Source organism: Ilyomonas limi (assembly GCF_005233845.1).
In the GTDB taxonomy this organism is placed as follows: Bacteria; Bacteroidota; Bacteroidia; order Chitinophagales; family Chitinophagaceae; genus Ilyomonas; species Ilyomonas limi.
The window spans coordinates 39,251-55,284 of sequence record NZ_SZQL01000020.1 but is presented as its reverse complement, the minus strand read 5'-3'; the positions used below and the strand labels follow the sequence as shown (position 1 = coordinate 55,284).

Genomic DNA, 16,034 nt, shown 5'->3' with positions numbered 1-16,034 from the left:
TTGAACCGCGAAGAGCAAAGGTTCACAACGATTTAATGCAGCATACTTCGCGTAGCTTATTCTCATTGAGGCTTAGTAGTTCCGGTTTTATTTAACAACGGCTTACACTTATTGCTCTACTATATTCTGCACAAGCGCCTGCCCTTACACTAAAGCAGGCGCTTGTTTATGTTGCCATTATTCAGCAGAAAAACAAGTTGCTTATCGCTTGCTCCTTATTTTCTGCACCTTACTTTAACTACAGTTTTCAGTTGTATGAAGCAACACATAGGTATGGTGCTATTGGAATGGTAGCTGCAATTATATTGGAATACTTACTGCAACCACAATCATTTTGGCAATTGCGACACTTTCCTGTTACTAAACAGTCAAAAGGTGACAAGTAAGGCAAAAACACCAGGAAAATTCAAATACATATCAATACAAAAACACTAAAACTAATGAGTTCAAATCCACTACATTTACAGAGCAATATCCACCTTTACGCAATTGGGCTAATCATGATGTGCCTCTATGCAAACAGTGCAGGTGCACAATCTTCCTATGAGCAGGTACGACCACGGATCGTTGTTACTGCAGATCCGGAACTCGATGATAATAACTCGCTTATCCGTTTCCTGCTCTACAGCAGCGATTTTAAAATAGAAGGGCTTATTTATGCGAGCAGCGGTTTCCACTGGAAAGGAGATGGAAAAGGCACCAAGTGGTTTGTTCCCGGAAGAGAATATGCCCGCTTTGGGTTAGATACATGCCCTTGTACGTCCTGGCGATGGGCTGAAAATGAGCGCTTCATTGATGACGCCGTAGAAGCGTATGGAAAAGTATATCCGAACCTGAAAGTGCATAATTCCAATTACCCGGCTCCGGATGAATTGAAATCGAAAATCAGGTATGGAAACATTGAATTTGATGGTGATATTTCTAAGGATTCACCGGGCTCAGACCTGATCAAATCGTTGATGTTGGATGATAAGCCTGAACCACTCTTTATAACTGCCTGGGGTGGCCAGAGCACTATTGCCCGGGCACTCAAATCAATACAGGAGCAATATGAGTACACCACTGAATGGGAAGCTATTAAAAAGAAAATCTCGCGAAAAGTAGTATTGCTGCCTTCCGGCGATCAGGATGATACGTATGCAAAGTATATCAAACCTAATTGGCCTGATATTGATTACAGGCAATTCAGAGGTGGTCCCAATTATGGATACGGGGCGCAGTTGGGAGCTAAAGAAGGGGATTCTGTTTATTTGACGGCATCGTGGATGAAGGAAAATGTATCGGATCGTGGACCGTTAGGAGCCTTATACCGGGTTTGGGGTGATGGAAAACAGATGGTAAAAGGCGACATTATGGATTATTTTGGTATATCAGGCTATACTAATGATGAACTAAAGCGGCTGGGATATGTGGTGTGGATGCCTGTGCAACCGAAAGGCTCCTGGCTGGGAGAAGGGGACGACCATACATTTATGAATATGTTGGGCAATGGATTACGTGCCTATGAAGTGGGTTCTTATGGTGGTTGGGGTGGCCGTGAAACAGGCAATATGGAGGCAATGAATTTTTCTTTCCCTTCTGATACAAGTGCCAATACAATGGCAACTACACTAAGCACCTTAAATAACCAGTTAAATAAAAGTGCAAAAGAACTGGCTTACCCTGATTTCTTTCCGCAGGCACAGCATGATTTTGCCGCCCGTCTTAAATGGTCTGTAACGCCTAAGTATGCCAATGCAAATCATGCACCCGTTGTAAAAGTAGAAGGGCCGTTACATGTATTGGCTGTTGCCGGAGAAAAAATACGACTGAATGGAGCAGTCTCCGATCCGGATGGCAATGCCATTTCCTTCAAATGGTGGCAGTTTGGGGTAGGAAGTTATCCTGATAAAGTAGTTATCTCCAATCCGGCTTCGGCGCAAGCTGGAGTTCTTATTCTCAATGATGCAGTGGGTGGACAGACAATTCATTTAATTCTCGAAGCAACAGACAATGGAACGCCATCACTTACAAGCTATCAGCGGATAATTATTACTGTAAAAAATAAATAGTTTTTAACTCTTATTGGCTCACCAACAAAATTATAAAACGGCTGGGAGCAGGCGGTTTGGCGCTATATCCGATGATGAATAAACCATTAACATTTGTTCACCTTTCAGCTCCTGCCCCAGCCTAACCAGCATTACGGGGCAACAGGATATATCTATACTTTAGTTCTGTATCCGGCTTTCATAGTCGGCCAACAGAACACTACATGCCGCCCAACATCAAGCTGCCCAACAAAAACTGCTATCATACAATTAAGAACATTACCTTACTTTGGTTATCTAAAAAAATCAAGCTACATGAAAAAACTTGCCGCCTTCTTTTTACTATTTATTGTTATCACTGTTCATGCACAACAAAAAGTAATTCCCTTATACAATGGTCCCGCACCCGGTTCGGAAAACTGGAACTGGAATGAGGCAGAAAATGATAGTAATGCCTGGAAAACTAAAATTGTGTACAATGTTTCAAAACCAACTTTAAATGTATTCCTGCCCGATGCTGCAGCGCCTGCAACCGGAACGGCAGTTATTATTTGTCCCGGTGGCGGTTTTCATGCGTTATCTATCAACAGCGAAGGCTACGATGTAGCCAATTGGCTCACCAAAAAAGGCGTTACTTGTTTTGTTTTAAAATACCGCCTGGCACATACCATCAGTAACAATCCGGTGCAGGAATGGGTAGCCGGTTTAGGCACCCAAGAAGGCCGTGCAAAAGATAGTGCCGCTATATTGCTGGCTATCGCCGATGGTAAAGCAGCCCTTACTTATGTACGCCAACATGCAGCGGAGTACAACCTAGAGCCTGACCAGATTGGTATTATTGGCTTCTCTGCAGGTGGCACTGTTGCTGCTTCTTCGGCTTTTAACTACACTGCAGCAAACCGCCCCGATTTTGTGGCACCTGTTTATGCTTACATGCCGGCGCAGTTAATGGGCACAGTGGCAAATGATGCACCCCCCATGTTTATTGCAGCTGCATCGGACGATAACTTAGGACTGGCGTCACATAGCGTAGATTTGTATAATAAATGGCTGAATGCAAAAAAGCCGGTAGAGTTACACCTATATGTAAAAGGCGGCCACGGCTTTGGTATGCGCCAGCAACATTTACCCACCGATACATGGATTGACCGTTTTGGTGACTGGCTGAATATAGAAGGTTTTATAAAGGGTGCAATCTCCTTAAATACACAACAAATTGAGGGAATGCAGCGGATGTTGCAAGACTGGCCTAATATGAAACGGTATAGCGATATGAATGAGCATTTAAACTCTTCTGCCAACAATCGTATAGTGTTTATGGGTAACTCCATAACCGAAGGCTGGATGCGTGCAGATTCCACTTTCTTTACCAATAACAACTATATTGACAGAGGCATTAGCGGGCAAACTACGCCGCAGATGTTACTACGTTTCCGCCAGGATGTGATTGACCTCAAACCCGCAGCAGTGGTGATTTTAGCAGGTATTAATGACATTGCACAAAACACTGGTCCAATGACGCTGGAACAAACATTTGGCAATATTGTTTCGATGGCAGAACTGGCTAAAGCGAATAATATTAAAGTGGTGATTTCTTCCATATTGCCAGCTTATGATTTTCCCTGGCGCCCGGGTTTGCAGCCTGCCCCGAAAGTAGTACAGTTGAATAAAATGCTGAAAGATTATGCAGATAAAAATAACATCGTTTATCTCGATTATTTTTCTGCTATGAAAGATGAAAGAAATGGGTTACCAAAATCGCTTTCGGAAGATGGTGTGCATCCAACGCTGGCAGGCTATAAGATAATGGAACCGCTGGCACAGAAAGCGATTGCTGCAGCATTGAAGAAATAAGCTATAAACGCTTTACCATTGGCGTATGCTCCATAAGCAGCAGGTAGCTCATTTGCGGGAATTATAGCTTATAACTTTTGTGTAGTGCTGGCATTATAATTGAATATATGCACGCTCTTTTACAATTGAGTTCTAAAATCAAATCTTTGTCATACCGGTTCTGCCGACGACAGGGAAGGAAGCATCTGTGAACTGTACATCAATTACTCTGTAACCAGATTTTGATTTATGTTAAAACATAGATGTTTCCTTCTGCCATTAGCAGGATGACAAACCTGGTTAAGTTTGAATATTGTAAAAGGTAATTTTAGTTTTTAATAAAAAAGATTAGTACTATTAAGCTGCAAGCTGTAGCTAAAAGCTTAATGCTTGTAGTGCTTAAACAACCCACAGTATGCATTACTCAAAACAATTATTGGCTTTTTCATTTTTATTACTTATCTGCTATATTGTAAATGCACAAGGAAGTAACAACCTTGATGTTGTAAAAACCAATGCCGGCCTTGTTTCCGGCGCAACAAATACAGATGGCAGTATTCATGTTTTCAAAGGTATTCCGTTTGCTGCACCGCCTGTTGACGAACTAAGATGGAAAGCGCCGCAACCGGTAACTGCCTGGACGGGCATAAAAAAATGTAATGCTTTTGGTCCAAGTCCTATGCAGGCATCACCTGCACCATTCAGCATGTGGAGTGCAGAGTTTTTAATACCCAAAGAACCCATCAGCGAAGATTGTTTGTATCTCAATGTGTGGAGTGGGGCCACATCGGCTCAGGAAAAAAGACCTGTTTTAGTATGGATATATGGTGGAGGTTTTAACTCCGGTGGCAGTGCCGTTCCTATTTATGATGGCGAGGCTATGGCAAAGAAAGGAATTGTATTTGTGAGCATCAATTACCGCGTAGGCATCTTTGGCTTTTTTGCCCATCCGGAACTAACGAAAGAATCACCGCAACATGCCTCGGGCAATTATGGATTAATGGATCAGATTGCTGCATTGCAATGGGTGAAAAGTAACATTGCAGCATTTGGAGGCGATCCTGATAATGTAACCATTGCAGGGCAATCGGCAGGTGCTATGAGCGTAAATTGTTTGGTAGCATCGCCGCTGGCAAAAGGCTTATTTAATAAAGCCATTGCCGAAAGCGGCGCAAGCTTTACCAATAATAATCCGCCGCTGTCTGCTGCAGAAAAATCGGGCGAAGAAATAATGCAAAAATTCAACGTCACCTCTGTTGAGGCACTACGGAACATACCGGCAGAAGAACTAATGCAAAAAGCCGGTGGATTGCGCGGGCCAATCGTTGATGGCTATGTGTTGCCGCAATCTGTTGCAACCATTTTTGCACAAGGCAAAGAAAACAAGGTTGCCTTACTTACGGGCTGGAATGAGAATGAAGGCTTACTATTTGGACCAGTAAAAAATGCAGCCGATTTTCAAAAGCAGTTGGAGCAGCAATATGGTGCAGATGCTGGCAAACTGCAGCAATATTACCCTGCCACAAATGATTCGGTGGCTAATACTTCGCAGCTCAATTTGGCGCGTGATGTCATCTTTGGCGTGCAGAATTATACATGGGCAAATATTGCCAGCAGTCACGGCAAAAAAGTGTATGTATATAAGTTTATACGAAAGGTGCCGGCAACGGGAGAATACGTAAAATATGGTGCTTTTCATACCGGCGAAGTGCCTTATGCGTATGATAATCTGAAATTTGTAAACCGCCCGTGGGAACCTGCAGATCATGAGTTGGCAAAAGTAATGTCGGCATACTGGGCAAATTTTATAAAGAGCGGCAATCCTAATGGGGATGACTTGCCAGACTGGAAAGCATATACCAAAACATCCAGGCAAGTAATGGTATTGGGAATTATGCAGCAAACGGAGCCGTTGAGAGACGCAGCACAACTGGATTTATTGTATAAAGCAATGAAAGGAAAGTAAGTAACTGTTTTTACCACAGAGTAGCAGAAGTTATTGCACAAAGAGCATAGCGAAATCCATAATAAAAGGTTCAAACTTTTCTGGAAGTTTGAACCTTTTGTTTTATGCTTTGCATCTTAGCTTTCCTTTTAGCGATGCTCAAAATCACCGCCACAAAGCTTCTTTTACTTGCAACTTGTGCTTTAAGCTGATTGCTCATGGTTACTCTACCAAATGCACATATGGAAAACATTCGGGCAAATGTGTATCATAAATACCGTGCTTGCTAAGCACCCATGCCGGATCCGGTTGTATCTCCTGCCCCGAAGCCATCAGCTTTTGAAACCTGCCAAAGAAGATACGCCACCTATCCCCTGCTTTGGGCGGAATAGAACGTCCGTTTGCCAGCCAGTGCATGCTCTTCCAGGGAATGGCAATCTCGAGCGTCCAGCCTTTGTCAATATGCGTGGGATCGTTTATTTTGCCATCTATTTGCACGGCAGTTTGTAGGCCTTCCATATCATAGTCTAAAAATGCCCATCGTAGCCCCCGCGGGTGCGTGCCCCACCAAAAGGATACATCGGTGCGGTCGTAATTGCCGCCAAAGGTCATCGCTTTTTCTTTAAATACATCAAATTGGGGTGCATCAAAACGGCTGCCTTTTTGGTATGCATCCCGCCAGATGAAAAATACTTCATACACCGTGTTGAGCGCATTTACTTCCAATTCGTAATAGCAATCGCCGCCATCAATAAATACTTCCAGGTCGTTATCCAGAAAAATAATAGAGTCCCGCTCTTGCTGCGTAGCAGTTACCAAAGGCTCTTCTGCCCAAAAAGCAATGTATAAATTGTCATCATCCCAAAGGGCAGCCATGCGTGTATCGTACATTGCCGGTGCGCCGGTAACCATATCTACAAATCTTGCAGATTTTACAGCATTTGCCCATTGCGGTTTAGTGAGATCGCCATTAATAGTAATGCCACCATTGATTTTTTTACATTGATAATGTGCAATATCATTTTCATCGAAGTGATGGTATGAATTGGTATTCATGCAAGCAGTTTTAGATGAGAAAGATACAACATAGGCAGGTTAATTTGTGTATCAGTTTTTTGCTTTATAGAAAGATATAATCACTACCTTTCTATAAAGCACATCGGAGTGCACATTGCACCCCGATGTAAGGTAAACTTTTAAATAGTAAGCCTATTTTGTTATTACTATCTTTTGCGTAGTCTTTGTAGTAGCATTCGTAATGTAATATGCACCTGCAGGTACATTAGCCACATTCAAATCTCCATTGCCTTCTATTGTTTTAGTCAACAGTCTTTTGCCGGATTGATCGGTGAGAATGAAAGTTGCTTTACCGCTATTTTGTATATGCAATACAGCAGTGGCAGGATTGGGATAAATGGAGAAAGTGTTGTTGCTATATGATAACGGAGCAGTCAATTTGCTGGCTGGTACCTGTGTAACAGATACACTGTCCGGCTTTACATACCTCCAACTCAACTAACCAGTAATCGGCAGTTTTATCAACTTTTCCCCTGTTGCCACCTGTCCTATCGCCGGAAATACCTGAATAGGAATATCCGCCTACTACATAGTGGTTCTTTTTTATTTCCGACACCGCATAACAAGCATCTTCGTTACTACCCCCGATGGTTTTATCCCACTGCACCTTGCCGTTACTGTTTAGTTTTACTATCCAGTAGTCCGTATCACCTCTACCATTCTCTGTTTTTTCTCCTGAAATTGGAGATAAAGATTCTCCACCCAATATATATCCGCCATCAGAAGTTTGCTGAAGCGTCCTTAAAAAATCAGTGTTATTACCACCAATGGTTTTATCCCATTGTATATTACCAGCAACATCCAGCTTTATTATCCAATAGTCAATCAATCCTCTGCTGTTCTGTGATTTTTCATGAGATTTGTTAGAGAAAGATGCTCCACCCAGTATGTATCCGCCATCAGCGGTTTGCTGAAGTGATTCAAAAAAATCTGTTTGAGTGCCACCGAAGGCCTTATCCCACTCGATGCTGCCAGCCGCATCCAGCTTTACTATCCAGTAGTCACTATAACTATCTTTGCTTTTTCTGTTCTCTGTTTTATCACCAGATTTATTGGAATAAGAGAGCCCACCCAGTATATAGCCGCCATCGCTGGTTTGCTGTAAATCGGTCAAGCCATCATAGTCAGTTCCACCTATAGTTTTATCCCATTGTATATTTCCTGCACTATCCAGTTTCACTATCCAGTAGTCACCATTACCTCTGCTGTTTTGTGTTTTTTGGTCTGATATGTTGGAGTTGGAGGTTCCGTTTACAATCAATCCTCCGTCTTTGGTAAGGTACATGGAAGAAAATTGATCATCTTCATTGCCACCTATTACCCCTTGGTGTTTAATGCGGGGCTGCGCAAGAGCAACTGTAGTAATGAATGCCGTTGTAAATAGGAGTACCGGTTTTTTCATAATGTTTGTTTTTTATAGTTAAAAGCATAAATAGATTAAGATTATACGGAGGGAAATGTTTTTATCAGGTGATTGATGAGCATAATTTTCACAGGAAACAGCAACGATTACATACTTCTATAACAAGTAAGCCGGCAGCATAGCGCTTGATTAACCTTACTCACAGATGCACACAGCGCTGCCGATTCATTATAAGTATTACTATGTTCATACAGGTGACCATTGCGGAATGTAGAACAACTTTATTCTAATCTATTTTTTACGAAATACTTAATAGTACAAGTTTAGGTCAATCGTTAGCTTAAGAATGTGGGACCACTTTATACAGATTGCGCCGTTGTAAGGAAAATAAGAAGTAAAAAATATAATTGTTATCAAGTCAGTGACAGACTGTATAAAGCGACTTTGTACCATCTAAAAGTACGACCTTTTATAATCGTTTTAACGAATGTTCGTTATTTTCGGTAAATAAGTATTAAACCTAGGGGAATGCGCTGCCCTGTCCCAAAGTTTATTTTTATAAGTAAGAAAAAACATTTATCAAAGCCTCCTGAATAATGCAATGGCTGCAACAGTTACAACAAAAAACTAAACGCTTAAAACAAGAAGCACACGTGCTAATGATTGCATATAAGGATAAGCGTACGCCTGTTACCGCTAAAATCTTAATTGCTGTTACAGTAGGTTATTTATTAAGTCCCATTGATCTTGTTCCGGACTTTATACCTGTATTAGGCCTATTGGATGATTTGATTATAGTTCCAATACTCATTGCTGTTTCTCTAAAAATGATTCCAACAACTGTGTTGACCGATGCAAGAGCTATAGCAAAAACAAAGCAAAGCGTTTTGAAAAAAAACAACCGGACGGCAGCAGTATTCATCATATTAGTATGGCTGCTGCTTATATATTTTACTTACCGGCATTTTAAACGCTAATAAAAAGCAATAGTTTACTGTGATAGATTGTGTAACAAAAACCTAATCTATTTCAACACTTTTATATTTTAATACAAATTGGCAAAGGGTATGTATCAAGCAGTCATAGTCTTTTAAGCGTTTATTATAAACGTATTCAGTTTATAAGTGTAGTAAATGTATTTAAAAAATTGCAGTCAACTAAGGCTGTTTACAAGTTTCGTATAAAGTTGCTGCTGTACGTAGATAATACAATTAGCACATTTGTAGTATAATGCTACAACCTCCACCGGCTTGCGGAATGCAGGGCACATGTAACCTTTCATCCTGGTATAAATCTATTTCTACATCGTACATCAGGTATTGCTATAAAGTACTTCGGAGCACATGATGTGCTCCGAAGTACATAGCTTTTAAATAATCTTTTTATCTTGTTATTACCACTTTTTGTGTAGTTTTTGTTGCAGTATTGGTTAAATAATAAATACCCGCTGTAAGGTTAGCAAGATTGATATCTCCATTGCCATTAATGGTTTTGGTTAAAACAGCTTTACCGGCTTGATTGGTAAGTACGTAAGTTGCTTTGCCACTGTTTTGTATGTGCAACACCGTAGTAACAGGATTAGGATAAATGCGGAATGATGTGTTGTTAGCTGTTTCATTGCCGCTTAGCTTATTACTGGTTGTTATATCGTTGGTGGATTCGGAAGTGGCAGTGTGATACATCAGTTTTATCACCCAATAATCCGGGTCCCCATATGCATCTGCCGTTTTATTGCCCGAAACAGGCGAAGCAGAATAGCCGCCGATATAATAAACATTAGGTTCGTCCTGATCCTCCAGCACTGCATAAGGAACATCGTTGCCGGTGCCACCAAATGTTCTGTTCCACTCTATGGCGCCGTTGCTGTTTAACTTCACTATCCAATAGTCATTCTCCCCTAAACGTGGCTCTGATTTATCGTATGCTCTGCCAGAAGTAGAATTACCGGCTAATATAAATCCGCCATCGCTGGTATGCTGTATCTCCTGCAATATATCATCAGATCCGCTGCCGATGGTTTTATCCCACAGTAAAGTACCTGTGCCGCTAAGCTTTACTATCCAATAGTCGCTGTTTCGGTGATCCTGTGTTTTATTGCCCGAAGGATCAGACCAGGAGTAGCCACCCACAAGGATACTGCCATCATCTGCAATATCCAATGCGCTTACATAATCCTCACCGCTGCCGCCAATAGTTTTGTCCCAAAGCACATTGCCCTGGGCATCGGTCTTTAATACCCAGTAATCGGGCGAACCGCCATAACTGTTTTCTGTTTTGTTTGCAGATTTATTTGAATTGGAAGAAGTGGCAATAACAAAGCCACCATCGGGCGCCTGCCTGCAGGCCAGTTTACGCCTGTTGCTGCCCTGCTGCGGTGTATAGATATGATAAATCATGCCTTCATCAGCAGTTCCACCAATGGTTTTGTCCCATTGAATATTTCCATCTTTGTCTAGCTTTACCAGCCAGATGTCGTAGGTATTCCAAAGCAAAGGTCCGCCATTTATGTTTTTTCCTGTTTTATTGCCCGAAATACCAGACATGGAAATACCGGCAACCAGGTAGCCGCCATCGCCCGTTTGCAATATAGCCTGCGCATCATCGTCTTCGCTGCCGCCAATGGTTTTATTCCATTGTATGTTGCCGTGTTTATCCACTTTTACTACCCAATAGTCTCCTCCATTACCTTTTGGATTTTCTGTTTTATCACCGGATGCAGGCGAAATAGACCATCCCGCCAATATATACCCGCTATCAGTAGTAGGTTTAATATCTGTCAATCTATCGTCTGCACTGCCACCAATGGATCTTTCCCATTTCACATTGCCGGTCTTGCCCAGCTTTATTATCCAAAAATCCAAGCCACCTTTAGCAGCTACCGTTTTATTTCCCGAAATACCAGAGGCCGATGAGCCGGCTACGACCATACCCTCCTCCTTAGAAAAACACATTTGATAAAGCAAATCCGTTCCGCTGCTGCCATACGTTTTTTGCGCTCTTAAATTTGGCTGCGCCAAAGCGGCTGTAGCTGTGAGTGCCGTAGCAAATAATAGTACCGTTTTTTTCATGAATATCTGTTTTTGTGGGTGATCAAATGAGTAGTGTTGTGTTGTTTGCGGGATAATGTTATACAATTACCGGAATGTATGCGATTACTTGTTTGCATATTCGTTTGTTTTTGGTATCACATGTTAGCTGTATCTGCTATTGATTGCAAAAAGTTCAGGGCAATCATTTTAGGAGATTAAGGCTACTCTATCTAAACCTGCACACAATGCAAAGAAAGTCCAATAATGGGAAAGAATGAACATTTTGGGAAAGATTTTATTACACCGATTTATGGTTGTAAAAATACAGTTCCCAATCATCCCGCTAATAAAATCTTAGGTTTATCAGTAAGATTATGCGGCAGAGAGGAGAGGATTTTTAAATAATGTAGAAAGTGTATTCAGGTATAATTTAGTAATAAGCAAAATTAATCTGCTGCTTTTGTACAACACCTCCACAGATAATTACAAAACGATGAACTGCATTACTTCATACAGCCTCTTTAAACGTGCGTACTAAAACAAATAGTCTGCCACCTGAGATTTGAGGCTGCTTTAAAGCAAGATCATACATCCAGGTTGTTTAATTTTCTCTACCAAGTGCATCAGCAACCTATCAGGAAAATCATGATCCAGAAATTATTTACTCCCTTGCGCCCACCAGCTTATACACTTTACCATCGGGCTTTGTTAAGATGTACATTTCGCCACTGGCATCTTTTCCAAAATGCAGGTCCACTCTGTTATTGCCGCACAATTGCCGTAGTGTTTGCACCTTGCCATTTAAAGATACACTCCACGCTTTTACAGGTGCTTCTTTTCCCGGCTGTATGTCTTTCATATTTACATAAAACAACCGGCCGGTGGGTATATCGCCAAACAAGTATTTACCTTGTAAAGCAGGAATAGCGCCCGTGTATTCAAAGCCGCCCGAGATGGCTTTACCTTCGCCATGGTCGTATTCTGCTACCGGGTAAGTAATGTGATAAGCCGTATCATTTGTTGGTAACGCATACACTTTATTTAAGTTTCCATACGGGTTTACTACAAAACTGCCTTCGCGTATAGGCCAGCCACAATCGGCACCTTTTGCTATCAAATACAACGATTCAATATTGCCATGACCAACGTTGCCTACCAACAATTGTCCATCTTTTGTCCATGTTAGACGGTGCGGATTTCTGAAGCCATACGCATATATTTCTTTTAGAACATTGGTGTCTTTGCTATTGGCGAAAGGATTGCTTGCAGGAATACCATATTTACCATTTTTACTGTTGCTGCTAAGCGGATTAATGCGCAATACAGTGCCCCAAACTTTTTCTTTGCTATGCTCCAAAAACGCATAGCCATTTTCTGCCGCGCCACCTTCGCCAACGCCGAGGTATAAGAGTCCATAATCTTCATCGCTGGGCTTTGCCTGTATATGGAAACGTATATCTTGTACACCATGTATAGGCGACACCATATTTATCCTTAATAATTCGCGTCCTTTTCCCGAAAAAACAGGTGCTTGAGGGTTATCTACTTTCCATTCTGTGAGCACCCATTGCAGCGTTACTTTAATAGAATCGGCATAACCAAAATCGGCTCTTGCGGTGCCTGATGCTTCACTGTGGGTGGTGTATAACAATCCGTTTTTTGCAAAGCCGGGATGAAAGGCAAAAGAACCAAAGCCAGTAGCTAAACCAGGCTGATTAATAAATGCAGGCCGGAGCTTTGCCATATCCATATACACTTCCGGTTTGCCATTTTGCAGCTTATATATTTTGCCCCGCAAATCGAGTATAAACAAATCTTTGGTACCGGGCTTAAAATCGAGCTTGGTAATACGTGTTAATAGTTGCTTACTGGTATCGCTTGGCGGTATTTGCGCTATTTGTTTTAATTGCACTACAAGCGAGGAAGTTGGAATAGTATCTTTTATAGGATCGGACAAACTATTGCCCTCATCATCTGTTTGTTTTTCTGCTGCCTGATGCGTGTTTAAAAAAGCAACAATTTCACTTAGTTCCTCATTGTTAAGTGCAGTAAACGAAGGCATTACTACTTTATACTTTTGGTATAATTCAACTGCATATTTATCTTTTGAGTTAATAACTTCTTGTGGATTTTTTATAAAAGAGGTAATCCAATGTGGCGATTGCATAGCAGTAATGCCGCTTAGCTGCGGACCTATTGCATCCTGCCGGAAATTGTGGCAGCCACTGCATTGCTGATTAAAAAGTGCTTCACCTTTAGCAATTACTGCCGGATCATTAGATATAGATTCTTTATTATTTTCATTACATGCCACACCATATAACAATATTAAGATTGGAATTACAATAACAAAGATTCTTTTTCTCATAATAACAAAACAAGTTGTATAAAAGTCAAATCTACAGCAATAAGATTTTTTGCTGTTGCTATTTTTTGGAGTCGCAAAGACACAAAGGCACAAAAGAACATAAAGAACATAAACTAAAAAGTCTTCGTGCAACCTTATTTCTCTGCGACTTCATGGTTCTATATTCTTAAAAAACAAAAGCATCTTTTTATATACCAGTAAAGCAAAAACATATTCTTATTATATAATCCGGCAAATCTTAAAAATCTCTCAAATCTCCGTCCGGATAATGTATCTTTCCACCACGCTTATCTGCTTCAATATGAAAAATATTACACGGAGAAACTTTGTAAAAAACACAAGCAGCCTGTTGCTGTTTCCGCTAGCAAAAAACAATTTTTATTTCAAAAACAACAAGCCTTTGCTTTCGTTTTCTACCTTAGGCTGCCCCGACTGGAGCTTTGATACTATTGTACATTTTGCAGCCACTAACGGCTATAATGGCATTGAAATAAGAGGTATTGAGCGGGAGATGTATTTACCAAAGTGCCCGGTATTCAGTGCAGATAAAATAAATGACACAATGCAATTGGTAAAGGATAAAAGACTCCATATTGTAAACCTGGGGTCTTCCGCTGCTTTGCATCACAGCGATGCTGCCGAACGCAAAAAGAACCTCGATGAAGCCAAAGCATTTATTGACCTGGCACAACAATTACACTGCTCTTACATCCGCGTTTTCCCTAACGATTTTCCACCCGGTCAAGACCGCAATGCTACTATGGAACTGATTGCAAAAGGCTTGCAGGAGTTGGGCGATTATGCCAAAAATACCAATGTAACTGTGCTGATGGAAACGCATGGCGAGGTAGTAAAAGCAGATGACATAGTACATATAATGCAACTGGCAGCACATCCAAAAGTTGGTTTGGTGTGGGATATTGTAAATATGTGGTCGGTAACCAAAGAGCCGCCGGCGCAAGTGTATCAAAAGTTAAAGCCATACATTCATCATGCACATATCAAAGACCTCAGCATAGTAAATGGAAAAGAATTATACACCTTGCTCGGTCAGGGTATTTCGCCGGTGTTTGCGGGCATAGATGTTTTATATAGAAACGCTTATACCGGTTATTACAGCTTTGAATGGGAAAAGCTGTGGCACCCTGAAATTGCGGAACCGGAGATTGCATTGGCAGATTATCCGGTAAAAATGCGTGCACATTTCAAAGATCTTCCTGAATAATGATTAAGCTGATGAATGCAACTGATAGCACTGATTACAAATATTTTGGAGAACTTGGCGTAAGATAATGACGGGCTGCTTTCGCCCCTAATTAATTTTATAAAGGATTTACAATGATTCCTTCATTCCTTTTTTACCCAACTCTATCACCTCACAATTTTTAATTTCTGTATCATCAATAACAAAACGTACTAACGTCCGCACTTTGTGCCAACCTTGCAATCCTGCTGCTCCGGGATTGATATGCAGGCAGTGTAGTTTATCATCATACATGATCTTAAGTATGTGCGAATGACCGGATATAAACAGTTGTGGTTGCTGTGCAATAATAGTATTCCTCACACCGGGTGCATACTTGCCTGGATAACCACCAATGTGCTTCATAAATACCTTCACACCTTCGCACTGAAAATGAAGCTGTTCAGGAAATTCGCTTCTTATATCATAGCCATCAATATTGCCGTACACGCCTTTTAGTGGCTTAAAAGCACGCAATTTATTAGCAATATCTATCGTACCAAAGTCGCCGGCGTGCCATATTTCATCACAATACTCAAAGTGCTTAAAAACAGCTTCATCTAAATAATTATGTGTATCGGAGAGCAAACCAATTTTTATCATATTCAACCTTATCCTTTTTGAATTAATGTATATCCTTCCTCCGGCGTCATCCGGCCCAACGACTTAAACTGTTTGCCGCTTTGCTCGTTGTAGTTTTTAAAGAATGCTTCTAACTGATCCATAATTTTTTTCGGAAAATCTTCTGTACTATTTATATCGGCAAATAATTGCGATACTTCGGGAATGCCAATGAAGCGATCGTTGCGTAAAGTTCTGCCATCGCGCTCTGTTTGCTGTGCCTTAATGCCGCCGATAATACGGCAATCCATCATGCAGCCGGTAAAGGTTTGAAATTCGGAAATAACAATAATGTCGAGCGGGTCGCCGTCTTCACCTTTAGTATCGGGAATAAAACCAAAGTCAAATGGAAATACCATGCCTGCAGGCAATACTTTGGTGAGCTTGAATAAGTGCTTATCCCGCTCGTAAGTATATTTATGAGCGCTTCCCTTAGGTGTTTCAATAATGGCAATTACCGCATCCATATTGTATATTGTTAATGGTTAATGTTATTATTGAAAGCAATGCTTTATGCCCTATTTT

12 protein-coding genes are annotated in these 16,034 nt (G+C 41.1%); 5 read left to right on the top strand and 7 right to left on the bottom strand.

Translation table 11 applies throughout. From position 1 onward, the window contains the following. Nucleotides 1-500: 500 nt before the first annotated feature. The 3 genes from FC093_RS19755 to FC093_RS19745 all read left to right on the top strand — a co-directional run bounded on the left by FC093_RS19755 (nucleotide 501) and on the right by FC093_RS19745 (nucleotide 5,829). Nucleotides 501-2,051, top strand: coding sequence for a DUF1593 domain-containing protein (locus FC093_RS19755; protein WP_206106638.1), 1,551 nt, complete (start codon nucleotides 501-503; stop codon nucleotides 2,049-2,051). A 294-nt stretch (nucleotides 2,052-2,345) separates the two neighbouring features. After that, nucleotides 2,346-3,884, top strand: coding sequence for a GDSL-type esterase/lipase family protein (locus tag FC093_RS19750; protein ID WP_137263542.1), 1,539 nt, complete (start codon nucleotides 2,346-2,348; stop codon nucleotides 3,882-3,884). 394 nt (nucleotides 3,885-4,278) lie between these two features. Then, the gene (locus FC093_RS19745) at nucleotides 4,279-5,829 is read left to right on the top strand and encodes a carboxylesterase/lipase family protein (RefSeq protein WP_137263541.1); all 1,551 of its coding nucleotides are present in this window, start codon (nucleotides 4,279-4,281) and stop codon (nucleotides 5,827-5,829) included. Between the two features lie 201 nt (nucleotides 5,830-6,030). Here FC093_RS19745 and FC093_RS19740 read toward each other — a convergent pair whose 3' ends face one another. The 3 genes from FC093_RS19740 to FC093_RS19730 form a co-directional block, all read right to left on the bottom strand. Next, nucleotides 6,031-6,864 carry a carbohydrate-binding family 9-like protein gene (locus FC093_RS19740; RefSeq protein ID WP_137263540.1) on the bottom strand — a complete coding sequence of 278 codons (834 nt, stop codon included), beginning with the start codon at nucleotides 6,862-6,864 and terminating at the stop codon, nucleotides 6,031-6,033. Nucleotides 6,865-7,017: 153 nt separating this feature from the next. Further along, nucleotides 7,018-7,263, bottom strand: a complete 246-nt coding sequence (locus FC093_RS19735; protein ID WP_170971162.1) for a T9SS type A sorting domain-containing protein — start codon at nucleotides 7,261-7,263, stop codon at nucleotides 7,018-7,020. Then, the gene (locus FC093_RS19730) at nucleotides 7,241-8,287 is read right to left on the bottom strand and encodes a hypothetical protein (RefSeq protein WP_137263538.1); all 1,047 of its coding nucleotides are present in this window, start codon (nucleotides 8,285-8,287) and stop codon (nucleotides 7,241-7,243) included. Before FC093_RS19730 ends, FC093_RS19735 begins: the two co-directional genes overlap by 23 nt. A gap of 620 nt (nucleotides 8,288-8,907) precedes the next feature. Here FC093_RS19730 and FC093_RS19725 point away from each other — a divergent pair. Further along, a complete protein-coding gene (locus FC093_RS19725; RefSeq protein WP_240743377.1) occupies nucleotides 8,908-9,225 on the top strand; it encodes a YkvA family protein in 318 nt (105 codons plus the stop codon). Nucleotides 9,226-9,630: 405 nt separating this feature from the next. Here the strand turns inward: FC093_RS19725 and FC093_RS19720 are convergent, their stop codons facing one another. Next, complete coding sequence (locus FC093_RS19720) at nucleotides 9,631-11,316, bottom strand: T9SS type A sorting domain-containing protein (RefSeq protein WP_137263536.1); 1,686 nt, start codon at nucleotides 11,314-11,316, stop codon at nucleotides 9,631-9,633. Nucleotides 11,317-11,938: 622 nt separating this feature from the next. Further along, on the bottom strand, nucleotides 11,939-13,645 hold the full coding sequence (locus tag FC093_RS19715) for a PQQ-dependent sugar dehydrogenase (RefSeq protein WP_137263535.1): 1,707 nt from the start codon (nucleotides 13,643-13,645) through the stop codon (nucleotides 11,939-11,941). 301 nt (nucleotides 13,646-13,946) lie between these two features. On the opposite strand from FC093_RS19715, the gene FC093_RS19710 reads away from it, so the two are divergent. After that, entirely contained in the window at nucleotides 13,947-14,870 is a 924-nt protein-coding gene (locus FC093_RS19710) for a sugar phosphate isomerase/epimerase family protein (RefSeq protein WP_137263534.1), read from the top strand. Between the two features lie 108 nt (nucleotides 14,871-14,978). Here FC093_RS19710 and FC093_RS19705 read toward each other — a convergent pair whose 3' ends face one another. Continuing rightward, a complete protein-coding gene (locus tag FC093_RS19705; RefSeq protein WP_137263533.1) occupies nucleotides 14,979-15,491 on the bottom strand; it encodes a metallophosphoesterase family protein in 513 nt (170 codons plus the stop codon). Nucleotides 15,492-15,499: 8 nt separating this feature from the next. Beyond that, complete coding sequence (locus FC093_RS19700; protein WP_137263532.1) at nucleotides 15,500-15,976, bottom strand: inorganic diphosphatase; 477 nt, start codon at nucleotides 15,974-15,976, stop codon at nucleotides 15,500-15,502. Nucleotides 15,977-16,034: the final 58 nt, after the last annotated feature.